Raw genomic sequence first — 21,370 nt, 5'->3', positions numbered from 1 at the left:
GGCCTGCGGGGGTGGTCGGTCAGGCCCGGGCCAGGGTGGCGTCGATCCGGCCGAGGAAGTCCTTCAGGTCGTCGGGGGTGCGCGAGGTGATCAGGACCCAGTCGCCGGTGTCGTCCTGCACCACCGGTTCGTCGAGCCAACGGCCGCCGGCGTTGCGGATGTCCGTCTCCAGGGAGGCGTAGGACGTCAGGGTGCGGTCGCGTACGACGTCGGCTTCGACCAATGCCCACGGGCCGTGGCAGATCGCGGCCACGGGCCCTCCCGAGGAGGTGAACGAGCGGACGATGCCGATCGCGGTGTCGTTCAGGCGCAGCGAGTCCGCGTTGAGGGTGCCGCCCGGTACGAGCAGGAGGTCGTAGCGGGCCGGATCGGCCTCGGCGAGGGTGAGGGTGGGTTGGATGTTCTCGCCCGGGTCCTTGTCGCCGACGAGTGTTCGGATCGGATCCGCCGATGCCGCCGCGATGTCCACCTCGGCGCCGCGATCGCGCAAGTGGCGGGCCGGGACGAGCAGTTCGTCCTGCTCCACGCCGTAATTCGTGACGATCGCCAGGATGCGGCGCCCGGTCAGGTCGATGTCGGTCATGGTGACGGGTCCATTCTCGGTGGGTCTTCGTGTGGCGGTCCGGTCGCGACGGTTGTGGTGTCCGGGCGGCCGGGTGCTCGACCGGCTTCGCCGGTATGCGGGGGACCGAGTCGGTTCCGTGCCGGTCGGGCTCGCCGGCCTCTTCGCCCCGCTGCCCTGACGTACTCGCGACAAACCTCGGCGATCACACAGGCCGTGCTCGCCGAGCGCCCGTTCGGGTCGGGACGGCGGGTGGCCGTGCTCAGTCGAGTTCCCGGTGAACCACGCGGATGCTGCCGAGGTCGGGATCCACCGCGTCCGGCACGACCATGCCCGCCCGGACACCGGAGGTGAGGTAGTCGACGACGGGCGCGGTGAGCCGTTCGCCGGGCAGGGCGGCGGGGACGCCCGGCGGGTAGGGCGTCAGCATCTCGGCGCTGATCCGGCCGATCGCCTCGCGGGCAGGCACCTGCTCGGTGCGGGCGAAGAAGGCGTCCCGAGGCAGGAGTACCTGTTCCAGACGCAGTTCGTGTGGATCGGGGATGTGGACCGAGTGCCCTCCGTCGTCGATCGAGTCGGCGTGTGCCGCCAGATCGCGGAGCGCCTCGAGCAGCGTCGAGGTGGTGTGGTCGTCGTCGGCGTAGCTCAGTTGTGCGCTGATCCGGCGATGGTCGGACACGTGCAGATTGATCCGGTGGTGCTCGCGCAGCCAGTCGGCGGCGGCGTAGCCGGTGGGCCCCAGCGCCCGGATGTCGATGATGATCTGGAGCGGGTCGAGGTCGTGGGCGCGTTGTGGGCCCAGGAACTCGGCATGCTCGACGTGCATGCCGTCGATGTCCTCGACACTCGCGCGCACCGAGTGCGCCCGGCGCAGCGCGGCGTCGAGGAGGCGGTGCCCGTCGGCGACCATGTGCGCACGCCAGCCGTCGAGTGCGGCGTAGATCAGCACGTTGGGGCTGGTGGTCCCGAGGAGGTCCGCGCGGGTGCGCAGGACGTCGGGGTCCACCAGGTCCCCCTGGTGGTGGAAGACCGAGCTTTGTTCCAGGCCGCCGCCCATCTTGTGCACGCTGGTCACGCAGACGTCGGCGCCGGCGTCCATCGCCCAGGTGGGCAGGTCGGGGTGGAACGGCAGATGGGCGCCCCACGCCTCGTCGACGATCAGCGGCCGACCCTGCCGGTGGCAGACCTCGGCAATGGCGGCCAGGTCCGCGCAGGTGCCGTACGGGGTCGGGCTCGTCACCAACGCGCCCCGGGCGTCCGGGTGTTCGGCGAAGGCTGCGGCGTACGACCGGGGCTGTGGGGGATGGGCCAGGTGGAGTTCGGGGTCCCAGGTCGGCTCCACCCAGATCGGGCGCACGCCGGAGAGGATGAGTCCGGACACCACGGATTTGTGTGCGTCGCGGGAGATCACCAGCTTCTCGTGCGGCCCGGCGACCGAGAGCATCGCGCTTTTGACCGAGAGCGAACTGCCGCATGTGGAGAAGAAGGTGTGCCGGGCGTGTACGGCCTCGGCCATCAGTTCCTGGGCCCGGGCCAGCACGCCTTCGGAGGACTTCCGGTCGTCCAGTCCGGAGGTGGCGAGGAGGTCGGAGCGAAACACATCCTCCCCCAATATCGCCCTCGTGCGGGCGTCGATGCCCCGGCCCTGCTTGTGGCCCGGTGGGGTGAACGGTGTGTAGGCCCTCTTGTGGTAGGCCGCAAGCGCATCCAGAACGGGTGTCTCCGACTGATCCATGTCCCTCGGCTGCCCACATCCTCGGACCCCGACACCCCGATGGCGCATGCGCGCCTTTCGGGAAATCGTCGGAGGAACGGCGGCCGGGAACCCGGGGCGGCGGCGCGGCGCGGCTCCCATTGCGATCGATCGGTCGGGAACCGGGCCGGGCGAGATGGCCGGCCGGCCCCGACGACTACCGGCGTTTCGGTTTGATCCGGCCGGTACGGGTAGCCGTGACTTTCGCGACCGGTTCGGACCCGCCCGAGTCGACGGCGCCCGTCCGCGAGCAGTGCCACCGGTCCGAGCCCACCCACCGCCCGAGAACCTGGTACACGGAGGAAGCATGGCCAAGCCCGAGCCCGCGAGCCGCAGGACCGACCCGGCGGGCGTGATCCCCGGCCGCCCCGGCACCGAGAAGGTCCCACTCGACGAGCCCACCGAACCGCGCGAGCCGCTCCCCCCGAAGCCGGATCAGAGCGGCCCCGACCCGGTGAGCCCGACCGGTCAGCCCACCGGCACGGACCAGGCCGCCGTGGCGCAGGGCGGTGCGTACCTGACCACCGCCCAGGGCGTGCGACTGCCGGACACCGACCACTCGCTCAAGGCCGGACCGCGTGGACCGGTCCTGCTCCAGGACCACCATCTGCGCGAGAAGATCACCCATTTCGACCACGAGCGCATCCCCGAGCGGGTCGTGCACGCCCGAGGCGCGGCGGCGCACGGCTTCTTCGTCGGCTACGGCACCGCGGGCAGCGTGAGCAAGGCCGCGTTCCTGGCCAAGGACGTCGAGACGCCGGTGTTCGTGCGCTTCTCGACCGTACTGGGCTCACGGGGCTCGGCCGACACGGTGCGGGACACGCGCGGGTTCGCCACCAAGTTCTACACCTCCGAGGGCGTCTTCGACCTGGTCGGCAACAACATTCCGGTGTTCTTCATCCAGGATGCGATCAAGTTCCCGGACATCATCCACGCCGGCAAGCCGCATCCCGATCGGGAGATCCCGCAGGCCCAGAGCGCGCACGACAGCTTCTGGGACTTCGTCTCGCTGCACACCGAGGCCACCCACCACACCATCTGGAACATGTCGGACCGCGCCCTTCCGCGCTCGTTCCGCACGATGGAGGGCTTCGGGGTCCACACCTTCCGGCTCGTGGCCGCCGACGGCGGCACCACGCTGGTGAAGTTCCACTGGAAGCCGAAGGCGGGCGTGCACTCGCTGGTGTGGGAGGAGGCCCAGATCATCAGCGGGATGGATCCCGACTTCCACCGTCGCGACCTCGCCGACGCGATCGAGGCCGGGGCGTTCCCGCAGTGGGAATTGGGCATCCAGACCTTCCCGGACACGGCCGAGCAGACGTTCGAGGGCATCGACCTCCTCGATCCCACCAAGATCGTTCCCGAGGAACTCGCGCCCGTCCAGCCGATCGGCCTGCTCACGCTCAACGCCAACCCGAGCAACTTCTTCGCCGAGACCGAACAGGTCGCCTTCCACCCCGGTCACCTGGTCCCCGGCATCGACATCACCGACGACCCGCTGCTGGCGGGCCGGTTGTTCTCCTACCTCGACACCCAGATCAGCCGGCTCGGCGGCCCCAACTTCGCGCAGATCCCGATCAACCGCCCGCACGCCCCGATCAACGACATGCTCCGGGACGGCCTGCACCAGGACGCCGTGCACCGGGGCGTGGCGCCGTATCGGCCGAACTCGCTCGACGGCGGCTGCCCGTTCACCGCCGGAGCCGACCTCGGCGGCTACGTGGAGGTGCCGGTCCCGCTGCCGCCCGCGGCCAAGGTCCGCGAGGCCCCGGCATCGTTCGCCGACCACACGAGCCAGCCCCGACTGTTCTGGCTCAGCCTGACCCCGGTCGAGCGCGAACACGTGATCGCCGCGTACACGTTCGAACTCGGCAAGTGCCACGAACAGGTGATCAGGGAGCGCAACCTGCGGGTGCTGGCCGACATCGACCCGCTGCTGTGCGCGCGCGTCGCCGAGGGCCTGGGGCTGCCGGCTCCCTCGCCCTCGGGGCCGTTGGCCTCGGTGGAACCGAGCCCGGCGCTGTCCCAGATCGGCGGCACGTGGCCGGTCGCCGGCCGGGTGATCGGCATCGTCGCCGACCCGGCCGCCGACCTGGAGGGCGTGCGTGCGGTGCGGCGGGCGGTGTTCGACGCGGGCATGGTGCCGCTGGTCATCGGCCCCACCGGCGGCACCCTCGGGGCGGACCACGACGCACCCATCCCGGTGCAGCGCAGCTTCGCCACCGCCCGCTCGATCGAGTTCGACGCGATCCTGCTGGCCGGTTCCCCGGCCCCGGGCAAGGACGCGTACGGAGCGCGGGACGCCAAGGCGGGCAACGGCACCCCGCTGTCCGGCACCGACCCGCGGGTCCTGCTCATGCTCGCCGAGGCGTACCGCCACGCCAAGGCCATCGGCGGCTGGGGGGACAGTGAGGAATGCCTGGCGGCAGCCGGCATCCCGACCACTGCCCCGGGAGTGGTCGTCGCCGCGGACGCGTCCGCGGTATTGACCGAGGTCACCGAACTCCTGGGCACCCACCGGGTGTGGGACCGCTTCCCGACGGCGGAGGCGGACACCATCTGATCCGCCGGATCCGACCGCCGCCGCCCCCGAGCCGTGACGCAACGGCTCGGGGGCGGCGGGCCGCGCATCCGCGCGGAATCCGCGGGGGAAGGCGCCTCGGTCCTCGGGTCAGTGGCTCAGGGCCTGTTGGAGCTGCTTCTTGTTCATCGAGGAGCGGCCCTTGATGCCCCGACGCCTGGCGTCCGCGTAGAGCTGGTCGTAGGTGGGACCCTGCGAGCCGCTGTGCGAGCGCTGCCCGCCGCGTCGGCCGGCCGGCTTGTCCTTGATCGAGGTACGGCTCGCCGTCTTGGACTCACCGGATCGGGCGCGCTCCTTGTTCACCGTGCGGGCCGCGATCTCCTCGGCGCGCCGGGTGCTTTCGCCGCGCTTCTTCGCGCTCTCCTTGATGTGCTCGTACTGACGTTCCCGCTTGGGACTGGATCCGCTGGGCATGCCGCTCACCTCGCGTGGGGAAAATCGGACTTCATGCCGCGTACCCGACAGCCGGGAGGACATGCGAGGCCGCACCGGACGGGGCCGGCGTTCCCGGCCGGTCGGCCGCCCGTCGCAGGCGCGACAAATCATCAGGAAAAGGTGCTCGACCATGGCGTGCGGACCGAAGGACGGGGCACAAAATCGGCGGAGGTGAAATCGATGATTCCCCTGCTTCTCGTCCTGCTCCTCGCACTGATCCTTTTCGGTGCCGGGTTCGCGATCAAGGTCCTGTGGTGGGTAGCCATCGCAGTCCTGGTCATCTGGCTCCTCGGCTTCCTCTTCCGTTCGACCGGCACCGGCGGAAGTCGCGGCCGTTGGTACCGCTGGTAGATCCGCGCGGCCTCGCCGCGACCACCGCGTGACCCGCCGGTTGCCGGACCGGCGGGTCACGCGCGTCGGGGACGCCGGGGTCAGTGTCCGCCGCGGCCGGAGAGCAGGTCGCGGGCGCGGTCGACCAGGCCGAGACCCGGGGCCAGGATCCGGTCGGCGGGTGGTGTGTCGGGGGCGGAGGGGTGGGGGCGGGTCGGTGCCGTCTTCTTCGCCGCGCGAACCCGGTCGCCCAACTCGTCCAGCACCTCGTTCGTGCAGGCGGCGGCGAGCAGGGGGAACAGCCGACCCTCCTCGTCGCGGACGTGTTCGCCCACGGCGAGCCGAAGGCGGGCGACCAGGTCGTCGAAACGGCCGTCGTCGGCGGGGCGGCCTTCGAGTTCCTTGAGGAGTTCCTCCACGGCGGCGTGGTCGGCGAGCTCCTTGTCGGCGATCGTGTCCCCGTCCTCGACGTGCTCGCGCACCGCCGGATACAGATGCATCTCCTCCGCGACGGAGTGGCGGACCAGCTCCATGGTCAACTCGTCGGCCACCTCGCGCCGCCGCGAGTCTGCGACCGGCAGGATCTCGATCCGGGCGAACAGCGCATCGACCTCGCGATGGTCGACGGTGAGTTCCTCGATGACGTTCCCGCCGTGGCCCATGGAAACCTGCCTCTTCTCGGTGCGGCGAGCACCTGAGGCCCGCGCCGTCCACCTCAGCTACCCGGCGAATCGGTGCGCACACATGACCCGTTGGCGCGCAGCGGCGGCGGGAGGCGGCAGGACGGTGGACGTCGTGGCGCTCCTTCGCGGGCGCGCGGTCGGTGCGTGCTCGTCGTGTGGCCGTTCCACTGGCAGAACAGGACGGTGGCGTCGTCGTCGAGTCGGCCCCGGTGGTAGGCGAGAACGGTGTGGACCAACCGGCGCAGGGTCTCGGCGACGGGTAGGCCGTCGGCGTGATGGCGGATGACGAAGTCGGTGAATCGCTCGATGCCGAAGCGCTCCCCGTTGCCGTCGCGGGCTTCGGTGATGCCGTCGGTGTGGAGCAGGAGCCGATCGCCGGGTTGGAGGTGTTCGTGGCACAGGGTGATCGGCAGGCCGAGGCGGGCGCCCATGGGCCCGGCGGGCGGACAGTGGGCGGTACCGGCCCAGCGCTCGTCGCGGATGATCACGGGCAGGGGGTGCCCGCGGTTGACCCACGTGAGCAGGCCGGTGTCCAGGTCGAGGTCGGCGAGGATTCCGGTGGCGTAGCGGGTGAGGCCGAACCGGTCGACGAGGGCATCCTCCACGGCGCTGCTGATCCGGGTGATGTCCACGCCTCGGCGGCGTTGGCTGCGGCAGGTGGCCAGGGCGAGATCGGCGGTCAGCCCGGAGGAGGTGTCGTGGCCCATGGCGTCGAAGATCGCCAGGTGGGCGATGCCGCCGGAGACGGAGTAGTCGAAGGCGTCGCCGGCGACCTCGTAGGCCGGTTCCATGGCGGCCCCGATGACGACCCGGTCGTTGGCGAAGGCGCGCGGCGGCATCAGGGTCCACTGCATCTCCGCTGCCGCGCTCATCGGCCGGGTACGGGTCAGGCGCGCGTACGAGTCGCTGTTGCCACGCTTGGAGATCAGGAGCAGTCCCGCCATCGACGCGAGAGACCGTGCCACGGCCCGGACGGTGTCGGTGTCGCTGTCGGAGCCGACGGGTGCTTCGGCGGCCAGGCACAACACGCCGAGGCGTTCGGTGCCGTCCAGGACGGGGACCCAACCGTGCCGGCCGTCCCCGGCGAACAGGTGCCGTTCGATTTGGTACGCGCGGCCCGCGAGCGTGGTGTCGATGCCCAATTCCCGGCCGCCGGCGCCGGCGTCGGGCCCGCGACCGGTCACCTCGCGCAGCACCTCCTCCTGTAGGTCGGCCACGAACAGTGCGGCGTGCCCGAGGCCGGCCCGGAACGCGGCGGCGTCCAGCAGGCGGGGCAGGTCCTCGAAGGTCGCGCGACGGCCGGCCTCCAGGAGGTCGGTCAACGCGCCGGCGAGATCGGTGCGTGGTGGTGTCATCGCGCGAGAACCCCGCAGAGGGAAGGAGGAGACTCGCGTCGATCCGCCGGCCCACGAACTTCGAAGGATCGTGCGCTCCGCAGGAGGGCCACGAGAGGCCCAGGGCTGTCGCTCCCAGCCTACGCGCGCGGCCCCGCCACCGGGGCCGCGCCGTGGTGGGTCAGGGGCGCAGCAGGACCTTGACGGTGCCGTCCTGCTTCTTCTGGAACCGTTCGTACGCCTGCGGCGCCTCGGTGAGCGGGACGCGGTGGGTGGCGAAATCCTCGGTGCCCAGCGGGTCGTCGTCCTCCAGCAGCGGCAGGATGTCGTTCACCCACCGGTGCACGTTCGCCTGACCCATGCGCAGTTGGATCTGCTTGTCGAACATGGTCAACAGCGGGAGCGGGTCGGCCATCCCGCCGTAGACGCCGGAGAGCGAGACGGTGCCGCCGCGGCGGACCAGGTCGATCGCGGTGTACAGGGCGCTGAGCCGGTCCACGCCCGCCTTGCGCATCATCTTCTCGGCGACCACGTCGGGCAGCATGCCGGCGATCTGCTGGGCGAGCCTGCCCACCGGCGCGCCGTGCGCCTCCATGCCGACCGCGTCGATCACCGCGTCCGGCCCGCGACCGTCGGTGAGCGCCCGGATCGTGTCGGCGATGTCGTGATGGGCGGTGAGGTCGAACACCTCGACGCCGCGCTGCTGCGCCCGGGCCAGCCGTTCGGGCACCAGGTCGACGCCGAACACGCGGGCGGCGCCCCGATGCAGCGCGATGCGACACGCCATGTCGCCGATGGGACCCAGCCCGAGCACGGCGAGGGTGCCGCCGGGCGGGACGGCGGCGTACTCGACCGCCTGCCATGCGGTCGGCAGCACGTCCGAGAGGTAGACGTACCGATCGTCGGGCGGGCCTTCGGGGACCTTGATCGGGAGTTCGTTGCCGAACGGCACCCGCAGGTATTCGGCCTGCCCGCCCGGGACCTGCCCGTAGAGCCTGGTGTAGCCGAACAGCGCGCCGCCCATGCCCTGTTCGCGCACCCGCGAGGTCTCGCACTGCGAATGCAGTCCCTGCGTGCAGGTGTGGCACACCCCGCACGAGACGTTGAACGGGATCACCACCCGGTCGCCGGGTCGCACGTGGGTGACCTCGGCGCCGACCTCCTCGACGATGCCCATCGGCTCGTGGCCCAGGATGTCGCCCTCGCTCAGGAACGGGCCGAGGATTTCGTACAGGTGCAGATCCGAGCCGCAGATCCCGGAGGAGGTGACCTTGATGATCACATCGTCCGGATCCTTGAGTGTCGGGTCGGGGACCGTGTCCACGCGGACGTCGCGTTTGCCGTGCCAGGTGAGTGCCTTCATCGCGATCATCTCCGGAGTCGAGTACTCGATGGGCCGGCGGCCTCGGGGGACCCGCCGAGTCGCGGGGACCACGACCGCCGGCCGGGCGGGGACATCCCGTACCGAATCGCCTGACCGGTCGACGCCCGATCAAACACGGGGCGCCGGCCGTTCGGGACCCCCGGTTGCGCACGCGCGCCGAATCCGACGTGATCCGGGGCGCGCGGTCGGTGGAGCGGAGCCCGGATGCCTGCGCAACCGTCGTTTCGTGCGGGCGCGGGTGCGAGCGCGGCCGGGTCGAGTGCCTGCGCCCGACCGGGGGCGTCGGTGCGGGACCGGCACGGACGCCAAGAACGCGTCCCGGCGGTGACAGCGGCTATCCGGCGCCCGGCAGGCGGACCTGGAGTTCTCCGCCGAGGACCCGGGTCTCGAAGGCGGGTTGCGGGGCGGTCGCCGGGCCGTGCACGACCTCGCCGTCGGTGAGCGAGAACACGCTGCCGTGCCAGGGGCAGGTCACACAGCCGTCGGCGACTTCGCCCTGGGACAGCGGACCGGCCAGGTGCGAGCAGCGGTCGGCGAGCACGTACGCCTGCGAACCGTCTCGGACGACCAACAGCGCGGTCTCGCCGAGGAGGCGCCGGGCGGGCTTTCCGTCCGGAAGGGCGGACAGCAGGCCGACGGAATGCCAGCGGGAGCCGTCGCCGACCACGTGCGGCACGTGTTCGGCGTGATTGACGCCGGTCGCCTGGCGGTAGGCGAGGTGCCCGCCGAGCAGGCCGCCCGTGCCGGCCGCGGCCAGTCCGGCCAGGGCCAGCATCCGGCCGCGCAGTGGTCGGTTGCCGAGCCGGGCCAGCAGCGAGGCCGAGTACAGGCCCACCGCCACCGTGTTGCACGCGGCGTGCACGAGGCCCACCCGCTGCTGCTGCTCGTGCGTCTCGGCCCAGTCCACCAGCCCCGCGGCCACGGCGGGTGCCGCGGCGCCGATGCCCACCGCGATCAACACCGTGGACGCGGGCCCGGTCCGCGGCACGAGGTCGAGCATCGAGGCGGAGAGCCAGGTGCCGATGGGCACCTGCACCAGCATCGGGTGCACCGCGTGCCCCAGCGGCACGCCGTGCAATGCGTCCCGGACCGGGCCCTGCGGCAGCCGGCCCACCAGTGTGCGTAGCCACGCCGCGGGACGGTCCAGGCCCTGGGCCTGCTCCAGGCGGCTTACCGTAGTCGTGATCCTCATGGGAACCCGCTTCCCGAGAACCGCGCCGACATGCCGGCCGGCTCGGAGTCCGCCGCACTCGACCACCCTCGTCCACCGAGGTCGCCAGGCATCGCCGCGCCGAGTCGGGGTAGCGGTGCCGACATGACTGCTCTGGCACAGCTTGCCTCGGCCTCCCCCAAAACCGTCACCACAGGGGCGATCCTCGCTGCCCTGTTGATCGCCGTCCTGCTCATCATTCCGGTGGTCAGCGGGGTGCGGCGCAGGCGTCGCCCGCCGCCGGCCCCGCCGCGGGACCTGCCCGCCGGCTCGACCCCGGACCCGGGGAGCGAGCGCCGGGAGTCCGCGGAGATGCCCCGAGACGGGCACCGGCGCGGACCGCACGACCTGCCCGGATTCGGCAACCTCGGTTCCCGACCGGCGGAGCCCGGCGCGCGTGAGCACGACAGGGACGCCTGACACGACAGGGACGCCCGAGTCGCGCGTCCGGGTCCCGTCCCCACCCGTGGGGGCGGGACCCGGTTGCATGTGTGCGATCGGGGTCGGCTCCCATCCGGGCACCGCCTCGGGTGGGAGCCGACCCGCGCGCACGGCGACGACATCGGCGCCCGTACGCACGGCGACGAGGTCAGCGTCGGTCGGGATCGGATTCGACATAGGCGCGCAGATGGTCCAGCGCCCGCTCCAGCACGTCCCCGACGGCCAGGCGAGCAGCCGGGTCGGCGGTGAGCGCGTCCACCGGCAGCGCCTCCCGGCCGTGCGAGCCGCCGAAGTCGCCGGGGTCGTGGGTCTGGGCGAGCTCGGTGTCCAGATCCGGCGGTTCCTCCGCGTCCCTGACGGTCGCGGTGACGATGCTGTCGACCTCGCCGGGCCCGCCCGAAACCACGACGGTGCCCCGATAGGGCGAGTCGCGTACGGCCCAGCCGATCCGGGTCGCCGGGCCGTCGCGATCGAGTACGAGCGCGGCCCGCACGGCGGTCGCGCCCTCTCCGACGGTGACCTCCCAGGACCCCTCGGCCACCGCGCCGACCTCGGTCACCGGTGGGAAGTAGCGCAGCAGTCGCAGCGGGTCGACGAGCGTGAGATAGACCCGGTCGGCGGGCGCGGCGATGTGTACGGAACGTGTGTGAACAACCATGGCCTACTGCTGTCCCCTCGCCTGCAACCCATGCGCGACCGCAGCGCGCGGCGTCCGGGTCCTGTCCGGTCGGATCCGATGCCCCATCGGGATCCGACTCGGGATCCACCGGCCGGGGCCGGGCGACACGGCGCGCACATGCTCCTGCGTCGCGCGCGTATATCCGGGCCCGCGTCGGGTAGCCGAGTCGCGTGTGGCCCGTCGGCCACACCCGGGCCGAAAACGCGGCGAGCGCGATGTCGAGCGAATCGAGCCCCGAACACGCCGCCGGCGTGCACCGGAGAGGACAGGCCATGTCGGAGAAGGTTGCGGATCACGTTCTCGCCAGGCTGCGCGAGTGGGGCGTCGAGCACGTCTTCGCCTATCCGGGAGACGGCATCAACGGGCTGCTGGCCGCGTGGGGGCGTGCGGACGACCGGCCACGGTTCATCCAGGCGCGCCACGAGGAGATGGCGGCGTTCGAGGCGGTCGGCTACGCCAAGTTCTCCGGGCGCGTGGGTGTGTGTGCGGCCACCTCCGGTCCGGGTGCGATCCATCTGCTCAACGGGCTCTACGACGCCAAGCTCGACCACGTCCCGGTCGTCGCCATCGTGGGGCAGACCGCGCGCAGCGCGATGGGCGGCTCGTACCAGCAGGAGGTGGATCTGGCGAGCCTGTTCAAGGACGTCGCATCCGAGTACTGCGAGACGGTCAACGTCCCCGAGCAACTGCCCAACGTGCTGGATCGGGCGATTCGGATCGCCTACGCGCGACACACGGTGACCGCCGTGATCATCCCGGCCGACGTGCAGGAACTCGATTACACCGCGCCCGGGCACGCCTTCAAGATGGTGCCGTCCAGCCTGGCCCTGTCCCGCTCGGCCCCCGTCCCCTCGGACGAGGACCTGCGGCGTACCGCCGATCTGCTGAACGCGGGCGAGAAGGTCGCGATCCTGGTCGGCCAGGGTGCGCGCGGCGCCCGAGCGGAGGTGGCGGAACTCGCCGACCTGCTCGGCGCGGGGGTCGCCAAGGCACTGCTGGGCAAGGACGTGCTCTCCGACGAACTGCCCTACGTCACCGGTTCGATCGGCCTGCTGGGCACCCGGCCGTCCTATGAGTTGATGACCGGCTGCGACACGCTCGTGTCGATCGGATCCAACTTCCCCTATTCGCAGTTCCTCCCGGAGTACGGGCAGGCGCGCGGCGTGCAGATCGACATCGACCCCTCGATGATCGGTCTGCGCTACCCCTACGAGATCAATCTGGTCGGCGACGCGCACGAGACCCTCGTGCGGCTGCTGCCGCTGGTGCGGCGCAAGAAGCACGGCAAGTGGCGCAGGGGCATCGAGGCCGGCGTGGCCCGCTGGTGGGAGGTCATGCAGCGGCGCGCGGCCGTGGACGCCGACCCGATCAATCCCGAATACGTCGTGCACGCGCTCGACGCGCTGCTCCCGGGCGACGCCATCCTGTCCGCCGACTCCGGCTCGGCCGCCAACTGGTACGCCCGCCATCTGCGGATGCGCGGCGACATGCGCGGCTCGCTGTCGGGCACGCTGGCCACGATGGGCCCCGGGGTGCCGTACGCGATCGGTGCCAAGTTCGCCCACCCGGACCGGCCCGCGATCGCCATCGTCGGGGACGGCGCGATGCAGATGAACGGTATGGCCGAGCTGATCACCGCCGCCAAGTACCGCCGCGAATGGAGCGATCCGCGGCTGGTCGTGGCGGTGCTGAACAACGGCGACCTGAACCAGGTCACCTGGGAGATGCGGGCCATGGAGGGCGCGCCGCAGTTCGAGGCATCGCAGGACCTGCCCGACGTGCGCTACGCCGACTTCGCCCGTTCCCTCGGCCTGGGCGGGGTGCGCGTGGACAAGCCCGCCGACGTGGAACCGGCGTGGCGTCAGGCGCTGGCGGCCGATCGACCGTTCGTGATCGACTTCCGTACCGATCCCGCGGTGCCGCCGATCCCGCCGCACGCCACCCTGGAACAGATCGAGGCGGCCGCGTCGGCGATCGTGCACGGCGACAGCGACCGGGGCGGCATGATCCGGCAGGGCCTCAAGGCCAAGATCCAGGAGATGTTGCCCGGCGGTCGCGACCGCGAGGACCGCCCCGGGGCCCGCGAGGGACAGTGAGCACGATGTCGGCAGCGCTGCGCCCCTCTGCCCCGTCGCACCACCCTGCGTCGGGAGGACGAGGCACGACCCGCGCATCCACACCCGGCCACGACCGGGCCCGATACGGCTGCACATCGCCCTACTTCGCCGCGATGACCGCAGCCGGCGCCCTCCACCGCCTCCGAGCCGACGCCACCCGCTGCGATCGGTGAAGCACATGCACGTCGACCCCGAGTTCGCGAAGACTCCGCAGTTCCCGCCGCAGAGCCTGCGCGACTACGCGCTGGTGGCCGACGGCGAACGCGGCGCCCTGATCGGCCCGCGCGGCGACATCGTGTGGATGTGCGCCCCGCACTGGGAGTCCGACGCCGTCCTCGGCGCCCTGATCGGCGGCGCCGGCGTCTACGCGGTCACCCCGGTTGGGGCCCTTCGTGTGGGGCGGACACCACGAGGACGCAAGCCTGATCTGGCGCAGTCGCTGGATCACCCGGAACGGCATCGTCGAGTGCCACGAGGCCCTGGCCTTTCCCGGCGACACGCACCGTGCCGTGTTGCTGCGCCGCATCGTCGCCGTGGACGCGCCGGCCCTGCTGCGCGTGGTGTTCGCGCCCGCCACGGGCTTCGCCGACCGGGTCGCCCGCACCCTCGCCCGGGACGCGGACGGGCGGTGGGCCGGACGCGTGGGAGAGCTGGAGGTGCGCTGGTCGGGGGCGCCGTCGGCCCGCCCGGACGGGACGGGTCACCTGGTCGCGCAGGTTCGCCTGGCCGCAGGAGAGCACCGCGACCTGGTGTTGGAGATCGGCGACCGCACCCTGCCCGCTCCGGTGGATCCCGACCGGGCCTGGGAGCGGACCCGCCGGGCCTGGGCCGAGGCGGTGCCCCGCCTGGACGCCACCCTCGCACCCCGCGACGCCCGACACGCTCATGCGGTGCTGCGCGGGCTGACCGCCTCGACCGGCGGCATGGTCGCCGCCGCCACCACGAGCCTGCCCGAACGCGCCGAACAGGGCCGCAACTACGACTACCGGTACGTATGGATCCGGGACCAGTGCTACGGCGGCCGGGCGGTGGCCGCGGCGGGCGCATACCCCCTGCTCGACGACGCGGTGCGCTTCGTCGCCGGGCGCCTGCACGAGCATGGGCCGCACCTGCAGCCCGCGTACACGGCCGCGGGCGGGCCGATCCCGGACCGGCGATCCGTGGACCTCCCCGGCTACCCCGGCGGATTCGACCTGGTCGGCAACCGGGTCAACCGGCAGTTCCAACTCGACGTGTTCGGCGAGGCGTTGCTGCTGTTCGCCGAGGCCGCCGGGCACGACCGCCTCGACCCGGACGCCCGGGCGGCCGCCCGGATCGCGGCCGAGGCGATCGCCCGGCGCCGCTTCGAACCCGACGCCGGCATCTGGGAGCTGGAGCCGCGCGCGTGGACGCACAGTCGGCTGATCTGCGCGGCGGGGCTGAGGGCGATCGCCGAACACCTTCCGGACGCACCCACCTGGCGAGCCTTGGCCGAGGCGATCGTGGAGCACACGAGCGCACACAACCTGCATCCCGACGGGCGCTGGAAACGCTCCCCGAACGACGGGGCATGCGACGCCGCCCTGCTGTTCCCGTCGCTGCGCGGCGCGCTCGCGGGCGACGACCCGCGCACGGTGGCCACGCTGAACGCCTATCTGGCCGAACTGACCGAGGACCACTACGCGTACCGCTTCCGGCACGACGCGCGCCCGCTCGCGGAGGCCGAAGGCGCCTTCCTGCTCTGCGGGTTCGTGGTGGCGCTCGCCGAGCACCAGCAGGGGCACGAGGTCAGGGCGCATCGCTGGTTCGAACGCAACCGGGCCTCCTGCGGGCCGTCCGGCCTGTTCGCCGAGGAGTACGACATCACCCAGCGGCAACTGCGCGGCAACCTGCCGCAGGCGTTCGTGCACGCGCTGCTGCTGGAATCCGCCGCCCGCCTGAGCCGGCCATGGCCTTCGGAAGGGAATCGATCATGACCCGCATCGTCGTCGTCAGCGGAGCGAGCGCGGGCATCGGACGCGCCGCGGCGCGCCGGTTCGCCGCCCGCGGAGACAGCGTGGCCCTGCTCGCCCGGGGTCGGGCCGGCCTGCACGCCGCCGCCCGCGAGGTGGAGGCCGCGGGCGGCCAAGCCCTCGTGCTGCCCACCGACATGGCCGACCACACGCAGGTGGAGACCGCCGCGGATCGCATCGAGGACGTCCTGGGCCCGATCGACGTGTGGGTCAACGCCGCCTTCGCCTCGATCTTCGCCCCCTTCGCCGAGATCACCGCCGACGAGTACGAACGGGCCACCGCGGTCACCTACCTCGGATTCGTCAACGGCACTCGCGCGGCGCTGTCGCGCATGCGCCCCCGCGACGCCGGGACCATCGTCCAGGTCGGCTCGGCGCTGGGGGAGCGGCCCATCCCGCTGCAATCGGCCTACTGCGGCGCCAAACACGCCGTCAACGGCTTCACCGGTTCGGTGCGCACCGAACTCCTGCACGAGAAGAGCAACGTACGCATCACGCTCGTGCAGATGCCCGCGGTCAACACCCCCCAGTTCACCTGGGTGCGGTCCCGCCTGCCCCGCAAGCCACAACCGGTCCCGCCGATCTACCAACCCGAAATCCCGGCCCGGGCGATCGTGTTCGCCGCGGACCACCCCGGCCGCAAGGAATTCTGGGTCGGCGCCTCCACGGCCGCCACCATCCTCGCCAACCGCCTGGCCCCCGCGTTGCTCGACCGCTACCTGGCCCGCACCGGCTACGCGTCCCAGCAGACGTCGCACCCCGCCGAGCCCGACCACGCCGGCAACCTCTACCTGCCCCTGGACGACGACGGCAGCCCCGGCAACCACGACCGCGGCGCACACGGCGACTTCGACGAGCAGGCGCACGGCAGGGCCCCGCAACCATGGCTCTCCCGGCACCGCCGCCCGCTGACCGCCGCGGCGGCACTGTTGGCCACCGCCGGCGTGGCCGGATCCCGCCGAGCGGGCGGAGCCTCCCGCCTTCTCGGCCGCCGGCCCGCAGCAGAGGGACCGGTGTGATTGCCACGCGGCTGCGGGGGCATCGGTGTCGGCAGTGCTCTCGGCTGCGAACGTGCCCGGAGCCCGCCCGGAGCGGTTGCCGCAGGAGAAGGGACACGCCGTGACCGACACCACGCAGGCCGGTCTGCAAGGACGCATTCGCTCGCGTACGAAGGCGGACGTGCGCGGCCGGGTCGCACTCGTCACCGGCGGCTCGCGCGGTCTGGGCCTGCTGATCGCGCGCGAGTTGGCCCGGTTGGGGGCGCGGGTGACGATCTGCGCCCGGGACGAGGAGGAACTGACCCGGGCCGCGGCGCTCATCCGCCGCGACACCGGGCGCCCGGTGTCCTGGGAGCAGTGCGATCTGAGCGATGGTCGGGCCATCGACGAGATGGTCGCGGAGGTGACGAAGCGACACGGGCCCGTGGAGATCCTCGTCAACAATGCCGGGATCATCACGGTGGGCCCGGTCGAATCGCTGGACATCGACGCGTTCCGCCGGGCGATCGAAGTCATGTTCATGGGTGCGGTGCGACTGACCCTCGCGGTGGTGCCGGGCATGCGCGAGCGCGGCGAGGGCAGGGTGATCAACGTGACCTCGATCGGCGGCCGGATCGCGGCACCGCACCTGCTGCCCTACGACTGCGCGAAGTTCGCCGCGACGGGATTCTCCGAGGGCCTGCGAGCCGAACTCGCCGGTTCGGGCGTGAGCGTGACCACGGCGGTCCCCGGCCTCATGCGCACCGGCTCCCACCGGGCCGCCCGTTTCACGGGACGACGTTCGCGCGAATACGCCTGGTTCGCCGCCGCCGCGTCGCTGCCCCTGATCTCGATGGACGCCGAGCGAGCGGCTCGGCTGATCGTGCGCGCCGGGATCCGACGCAAGCCCGAACTCGTGCTGACGGCGGTGGCCAAGGCGGCCGTCCGCGCCCACGGACTGGCCCCGGCCACCACGACCCGTGCGCTGTCCCTCGCCGCCCGGATGTTGCCCTCGGCCGGTTCCTCGGCGAAATCCGGGGAGACCTCGGGTGCGAGCGAGCACGCGAAGGGCACCCGCTGGACCGACCGCGTCGCGACACTGGGCGAACACGCGGCCCGCCGCTGGAACGAACCCGGAACTTCCTGAACGGCCTCCGGTTCATCCGCGCTCGGTGCTTGCGGTCCTGGTCACTCGTGTGCGCACAGGCAGGTCTTGTGGTCGGTGTTGGACACGACCACGCATGTATGTCCCAGGGCGGTGTTCTCGTCCCGAACGAACAGGGTGATCTCCTCGCCCACGTTCAGGTTCAGGTCGCGGGGGACCACCGCGTTCCAGGTGTGCGGAAACGCGTCGCCGTCCACCGGCCAGTCGTGGACGTCCACGGTCACCTCGACCTCGTCGCGATCGGGCATGACCACGATCGCCCTTGCGCCCAAGATGTCCATGGTTCCAGTGTGTGCCGGGCACATTCCGGCGGCGAACGGAGCGGTCCGTCCCGGGCCGGAGGCCCCCGGCGCGGCCGATCCGCGGTGCCCGGGCAGGTGCCGGGCGGGCCGTCGGAGACACGGTTGTCCCGGCCGGGAATGTCGGACCGGCGCCGCCCGTTGTGATGAAACGTCGGTGAGGGTGTGCCCCCGGGCCCAACCATTGCCTCCGTGGAATACCGCTCGGCTGGAGCCACGGTGTGCCTTCCGCCGTGAGGCGGCCACCCTCGCCGGCCTTCGACGGCGCCGTCCCGGCCGGGGTGGCGCCGTCCCCGCTACGCGTCGGCGATCTCGTCGGGTCGCGAGGGGCTGGTGAACGGCACGTACCGCAGGTCGACGACCTGATACAGGGCGTTACCGGTATCGGCGAATTCGCAGACCGCCAGGACGACGTGGTGCCCGGGCAGTCGCGGGGGCAGGGTGATCTCGTGCAGTTCCTGGAGCCCCGCCCGGCGGCATGCGGTCGCTGTGCCGCGGGTGACGAGTGTCGCGAAGGGGGTGGCCTCGAACTGGGCTCGGCTCAGGGCCTGCGCGGGATCCCAGTGCGTACAGGTGATGAAGTAGTTGAATCTGCGCACCGGGTACGGCGCGTCGAGTTCCCAGACGAACGGGATCGTCTGGTTCGCGTTCACCTCGGTGGCGCAGCGATCGTCGTGGATCTTGTCGAGCAGACGTGCCTGCGGTGAGCCGCAACTCGCGATGGCGCCGTCCTCGGGGGGCAGGTTGTTCGGTGCGTCCCCGCGGAAGGGGGCGCTGTCGGTGTGTGGGTCGTCGCGGCCCGCGGCTTCGAGGGGGAAGTGTTTGCCGGCGACGAGAGAACGGGCCTCCGCCGGCAGCAGGTGTATCGCGGCGCGCGAGGGCGGTGAGACCACTGCTCCCCGGGGGTGTGTCGAGTCGTGATGGGTATCCATCCTTCCCTCCCCGTCTCATCCCGGAACGGGCCTGTCGAGTGCCGGCCGTGGGAGAGCCTCGCCCATCGACCCGTCGCCAAACCCATGTTCCGCGGGCAGCCTCCCGGAAGTGGGAAAAGCCGCTCCGTCGACCGGCGTTCGGCGCGGCGGCACGGTCGGACGCACGGTTCGGGCCCCGCCGTCGCCGAGGCGCATCCGCACGGGTGTCGCGGTCGGGGCGCGGGGTGGCGCGACGGCGGACGCGCGGCCGACAGCGGCGGACGAGGCGTGGACGGCGGCGCGGCCGGGTCAGCGCAGCCCGTACAGCTCCAGGGTCTGGTCGAGGGCGCGTTTGATCTCGGGGATCGTCAGTCCGCGGTCGGTGCGCAGGTGGTGCAGCATGCTCGGGGCGAGAGGGGACAGGACGAAGTCCGCGACGGTCGCGGCGTCGGCGTCCGGCCGCAGTTGGGCGATCAGCGTCGCCGTATGGATCCGCAGCGCGCGGTAGGGCGGGCTGACGTAACGCGCACACGGATCGGCGACCTCGGCGGCGAGCAGCATGGCGTGCTGTTCGGCGACCCGGTCGAGGAGTGCGTGCAGGAACGCGCGCAGGCGGTCGGCGGCGGGCGCGCCCGGGCCCAGCGGAGGCGGGCCGGCGAGAAAGGCCGCCTGGAAGGTCTGTTCGCGTTCGTCCAGCAGTGCGAACAACAGGCTCGCGACGTCGCCGAACCGGCGATAGACCGTGCCGACGCCGATGCCGGTGGCATGCGCGACCGCGTTCATGGTGAGCGCCTCGGGGCCCTGCTCGGCGACGATCCTGCCCGCGGCATCGAGGATCCGGCGACGGTTGCGGGCCGCGTCGGCCCGCTCCGGCGGGCGGTCTTCGGCCATCGGCAGATCGATGCGGGGCGCGGGGCTCATGATCGCAGCCTAGCGGATAGTCATCCGCTTCCTGCTTGCCAAACGGATTGCTATCCGCTTGACTCTCCGGCGAAGCGGATAGCAATCCGTTCAGTCGCTGCCGGAGGTTCCGTCATGACCCCCAAGATCGCCGTCGTCTACTACTCGTCCACGGGCAACGTGCATCAACTCGCCCGCGCGGTCGCGGAAGGCGCCGAGAAGACCGGGGCCGAGGTGCGCCTGCGCCGGGTGTCCGAGTCGGCGCCCGACGAGGTCGTCGACTCCGTACCGGCATGGCGTGCGCACCTCGACGCCACCCGGGACACGGCGGTCGCGACGCTGGACGACCTGGTGTGGGCCGACGCCTACGCGTTCGGCTCGCCGACCCGGTTCGGCAACATCTCGTCGCAGCTCAAGCAGTTCATCGACACCACCAGCGGGCTGTGGCAGCAGGGCGTGTTCGTCGACAAGCCGGCGACCGGTTTCGTCAGCGCCGCGAATCTGCACGGCGGCAACGAGTCGACCCTGTTGGCGCTGTACAACACGCTGCACCACTGGGGTTCGCTGATCGTCTCGCCGGGCTACACCGACCCCGTCGTGTACGGCGCCAACGGGAACCCGTACGGCACCGCGCACGCGTCCGGCACCGGTGAGCCCGGTGACAACATCCTCGAGGCCGCCCGGTATCAGGGCGCGCGGCTGGCGACCGTGACCCGCAGGCTCCTGGCCGGCCGGGCGGCGTAGCCGGCGGGACGGGCGCTCACCGGCGCGTGCGTGGTCGCGCGCCGGGGTTGTGGGCGACCACGTGACGCTGCGCGTCCTCGCCGGGTGGGGCGCTCGTACCGCGCCGAATTATCGGCGGTTCGCCGCGCATGTCCGCGGCGGACGCGGACAGTCTTGGTGCAGACGCCCGGGGTGGGCGGCCGGTGAGGAGCGTGGGTGATGGGGACGAACGGAGTCGGGTCGGATCGTTGCGCGGCGCGAGAGGCCGAGGAATCGGCGGGCGGTGAGGCGATGGCCCGGGCACTGGTGTGGCTGTCGGACGCGTATCGCAACGCCGGACCCGCCGACGGCGGTCAACGGGTGAGGACGGACGGGATGTCCCCTCACGAGAACGGGCGCGGTGCTTCGCGTCGGTGACGATCGCGGACCGGCGGGAACGGCAGGACGTCCCGTGCCTCCTGCCCTCCCGCCGTCCGCGCGGCGGCTCGCCCGTTCCCGCCGACCGGTCACCGAGCGTCGAGTGCCAAGGTCGTGCTTCCCGTCGATGACGGCACAGCGATGGCGCCGCCCGAGGGCGGCGCCATCGGTGACGCTTGGTTGCGGGTGTGTTATGCGCTGAGACGCTTCGCCAACAGCGCCTTGGCCTGCTCGGCGCCCTTGCGGCTCTCGCCCTGCGCGCGGCGGAAGAAGTCCGCGAGTTCCGCATCGCCCTCGCGCTCGGCATCCTCGATGTAGGTCTCCAGCCGCAGCGCGTTGCTCAGGCAGGCCTCGGTGAACCACAAGATGTTGTAGTCCTTGTCCTTGGTGCCGGTGACCCGACCTGTCTCCTGCGTGGACATGACACCTCCTGGGATTCGATTTCCGTCGATCCCGCTACCCGGGTTCCCCGACACCA

20 protein-coding genes and 1 pseudogene are annotated in these 21,370 nt (G+C 71.9%); 9 read left to right on the top strand and 12 right to left on the bottom strand.

Annotated features, from left to right (window positions below; all coding sequences use genetic code 11):
* Nucleotides 1-19 precede the first annotated feature (19 nt).
* Both ACZOOI_RS32765 and ACZOOI_RS32760 read right to left on the bottom strand, forming a co-directional pair.
* Complete coding sequence (locus ACZOOI_RS32765; protein ID WP_465283184.1) at nt 20-583, bottom strand: DJ-1/PfpI/YhbO family deglycase/protease; 564 nt, start codon at nt 581-583, stop codon at nt 20-22.
* Between the two features lie 241 nt (nt 584-824).
* On the bottom strand, nt 825-2,297 hold the full coding sequence (locus ACZOOI_RS32760) for an aminotransferase class I/II-fold pyridoxal phosphate-dependent enzyme (RefSeq protein ID WP_465283183.1): 1,473 nt from the start codon (nt 2,295-2,297) through the stop codon (nt 825-827).
* 325 nt (nt 2,298-2,622) lie between these two features.
* On the opposite strand from ACZOOI_RS32760, the gene ACZOOI_RS32755 reads away from it, so the two are divergent.
* Nucleotides 2,623-4,878, top strand: coding sequence for a catalase (locus tag ACZOOI_RS32755; RefSeq protein WP_465283182.1), 2,256 nt, complete (start codon nt 2,623-2,625; stop codon nt 4,876-4,878).
* A 108-nt stretch (nt 4,879-4,986) separates the two neighbouring features.
* Here the strand turns inward: ACZOOI_RS32755 and ACZOOI_RS32750 are convergent, their stop codons facing one another.
* Nucleotides 4,987-5,310: a plasmid stabilization protein gene (locus ACZOOI_RS32750; RefSeq protein WP_465283181.1), complete on the bottom strand. Its 324-nt coding sequence runs from the start codon at nt 5,308-5,310 to the stop codon at nt 4,987-4,989.
* 201 nt (nt 5,311-5,511) lie between these two features.
* Here ACZOOI_RS32750 and ACZOOI_RS32745 point away from each other — a divergent pair, with 201 nt between their 5' ends.
* On the top strand, nt 5,512-5,682 hold the full coding sequence (locus ACZOOI_RS32745) for a hydrophobic protein (protein ID WP_465283180.1): 171 nt from the start codon (nt 5,512-5,514) through the stop codon (nt 5,680-5,682).
* An 80-nt stretch (nt 5,683-5,762) separates the two neighbouring features.
* On the opposite strand, the gene ACZOOI_RS32740 is transcribed toward ACZOOI_RS32745, so the two are convergent.
* From ACZOOI_RS32740 to ACZOOI_RS32725, 4 genes are all read right to left on the bottom strand, one after another.
* Nucleotides 5,763-6,323, bottom strand: a complete 561-nt coding sequence (locus ACZOOI_RS32740) for a hemerythrin domain-containing protein (RefSeq protein WP_465283179.1) — start codon at nt 6,321-6,323, stop codon at nt 5,763-5,765.
* 53 nt (nt 6,324-6,376) lie between these two features.
* Nucleotides 6,377-7,699 carry a PP2C family protein-serine/threonine phosphatase gene (locus tag ACZOOI_RS32735; RefSeq protein WP_465283178.1) on the bottom strand — a complete coding sequence of 441 codons (1,323 nt, stop codon included), beginning with the start codon at nt 7,697-7,699 and terminating at the stop codon, nt 6,377-6,379.
* Between the two features lie 160 nt (nt 7,700-7,859).
* On the bottom strand, nt 7,860-9,041 hold the full coding sequence (locus tag ACZOOI_RS32730; protein ID WP_465284200.1) for a zinc-dependent alcohol dehydrogenase: 1,182 nt from the start codon (nt 9,039-9,041) through the stop codon (nt 7,860-7,862).
* 355 nt (nt 9,042-9,396) lie between these two features.
* Nucleotides 9,397-10,254, bottom strand: a complete 858-nt coding sequence (locus ACZOOI_RS32725) for a Rieske (2Fe-2S) protein (RefSeq protein WP_465283177.1) — start codon at nt 10,252-10,254, stop codon at nt 9,397-9,399.
* A 123-nt stretch (nt 10,255-10,377) separates the two neighbouring features.
* Between ACZOOI_RS32725 and ACZOOI_RS32720 the strand changes: the two genes are divergently transcribed.
* Nucleotides 10,378-10,692: a DUF6479 family protein gene (locus ACZOOI_RS32720; RefSeq protein ID WP_465283176.1), complete on the top strand. Its 315-nt coding sequence runs from the start codon at nt 10,378-10,380 to the stop codon at nt 10,690-10,692.
* 169 nt (nt 10,693-10,861) lie between these two features.
* On the opposite strand, the gene ACZOOI_RS32715 is transcribed toward ACZOOI_RS32720, so the two are convergent.
* Nucleotides 10,862-11,371: an SRPBCC family protein gene (locus tag ACZOOI_RS32715; protein ID WP_465283175.1), complete on the bottom strand. Its 510-nt coding sequence runs from the start codon at nt 11,369-11,371 to the stop codon at nt 10,862-10,864.
* A gap of 293 nt (nt 11,372-11,664) precedes the next feature.
* Between ACZOOI_RS32715 and ACZOOI_RS32710 the strand changes: the two genes are divergently transcribed.
* The 5 genes and pseudogenes from ACZOOI_RS32710 (at nt 11,665) to ACZOOI_RS32690 (ending at nt 17,624) form a co-directional block, all read left to right on the top strand.
* On the top strand, nt 11,665-13,488 hold the full coding sequence (locus ACZOOI_RS32710; protein WP_465283174.1) for a thiamine pyrophosphate-requiring protein: 1,824 nt from the start codon (nt 11,665-11,667) through the stop codon (nt 13,486-13,488).
* A gap of 199 nt (nt 13,489-13,687) precedes the next feature.
* A pseudogene (locus tag ACZOOI_RS32705) lies at nt 13,688-13,831 on the top strand (hypothetical protein); the annotation flags it as partial.
* 70 nt (nt 13,832-13,901) lie between these two features.
* On the top strand, nt 13,902-15,464 hold the full coding sequence (locus ACZOOI_RS32700; RefSeq protein WP_465283173.1) for a glycoside hydrolase family 15 protein: 1,563 nt from the start codon (nt 13,902-13,904) through the stop codon (nt 15,462-15,464).
* A complete protein-coding gene (locus tag ACZOOI_RS32695) occupies nt 15,461-16,519 on the top strand; it encodes an SDR family oxidoreductase (RefSeq protein WP_465284199.1) in 1,059 nt (352 codons plus the stop codon). The genes ACZOOI_RS32700 and ACZOOI_RS32695 overlap by 4 nt, the downstream gene beginning before the upstream one ends.
* A 100-nt stretch (nt 16,520-16,619) precedes the next feature.
* Entirely contained in the window at nt 16,620-17,624 is a 1,005-nt protein-coding gene (locus tag ACZOOI_RS32690) for an SDR family NAD(P)-dependent oxidoreductase (protein ID WP_465283172.1), read from the top strand.
* 41 nt (nt 17,625-17,665) lie between these two features.
* Here the strand turns inward: ACZOOI_RS32690 and ACZOOI_RS32685 are convergent, their stop codons facing one another.
* The 3 genes from ACZOOI_RS32685 to ACZOOI_RS32675 all read right to left on the bottom strand — a co-directional run bounded on the left by ACZOOI_RS32685 (nt 17,666) and on the right by ACZOOI_RS32675 (nt 19,773).
* Entirely contained in the window at nt 17,666-17,923 is a 258-nt protein-coding gene (locus ACZOOI_RS32685) for a hypothetical protein (protein ID WP_465283171.1), read from the bottom strand.
* Between the two features lie 314 nt (nt 17,924-18,237).
* On the bottom strand, nt 18,238-18,873 hold the full coding sequence (locus ACZOOI_RS32680) for a lytic polysaccharide monooxygenase auxiliary activity family 9 protein (protein ID WP_465283170.1): 636 nt from the start codon (nt 18,871-18,873) through the stop codon (nt 18,238-18,240).
* Nucleotides 18,874-19,161: 288 nt separating this feature from the next.
* Complete coding sequence (locus ACZOOI_RS32675) at nt 19,162-19,773, bottom strand: TetR/AcrR family transcriptional regulator (RefSeq protein WP_465283169.1); 612 nt, start codon at nt 19,771-19,773, stop codon at nt 19,162-19,164.
* A 114-nt stretch (nt 19,774-19,887) separates the two neighbouring features.
* Here ACZOOI_RS32675 and wrbA point away from each other — a divergent pair, with 114 nt between their 5' ends.
* Nucleotides 19,888-20,496 carry an NAD(P)H:quinone oxidoreductase gene (wrbA, locus tag ACZOOI_RS32670; protein ID WP_391583332.1) on the top strand — a complete coding sequence of 203 codons (609 nt, stop codon included), beginning with the start codon at nt 19,888-19,890 and terminating at the stop codon, nt 20,494-20,496.
* A gap of 587 nt (nt 20,497-21,083) precedes the next feature.
* Here wrbA and ACZOOI_RS32665 read toward each other — a convergent pair.
* On the bottom strand, nt 21,084-21,314 hold the full coding sequence (locus ACZOOI_RS32665) for a hypothetical protein (protein WP_465283168.1): 231 nt from the start codon (nt 21,312-21,314) through the stop codon (nt 21,084-21,086).
* Between the last annotated feature and the right edge of the window lie 56 nt (nt 21,315-21,370).

It is taken from the genome of Embleya sp. L77 (genome assembly GCF_055557415.1).
This window is presented reverse-complemented; position numbering and strand designations above follow the sequence as displayed.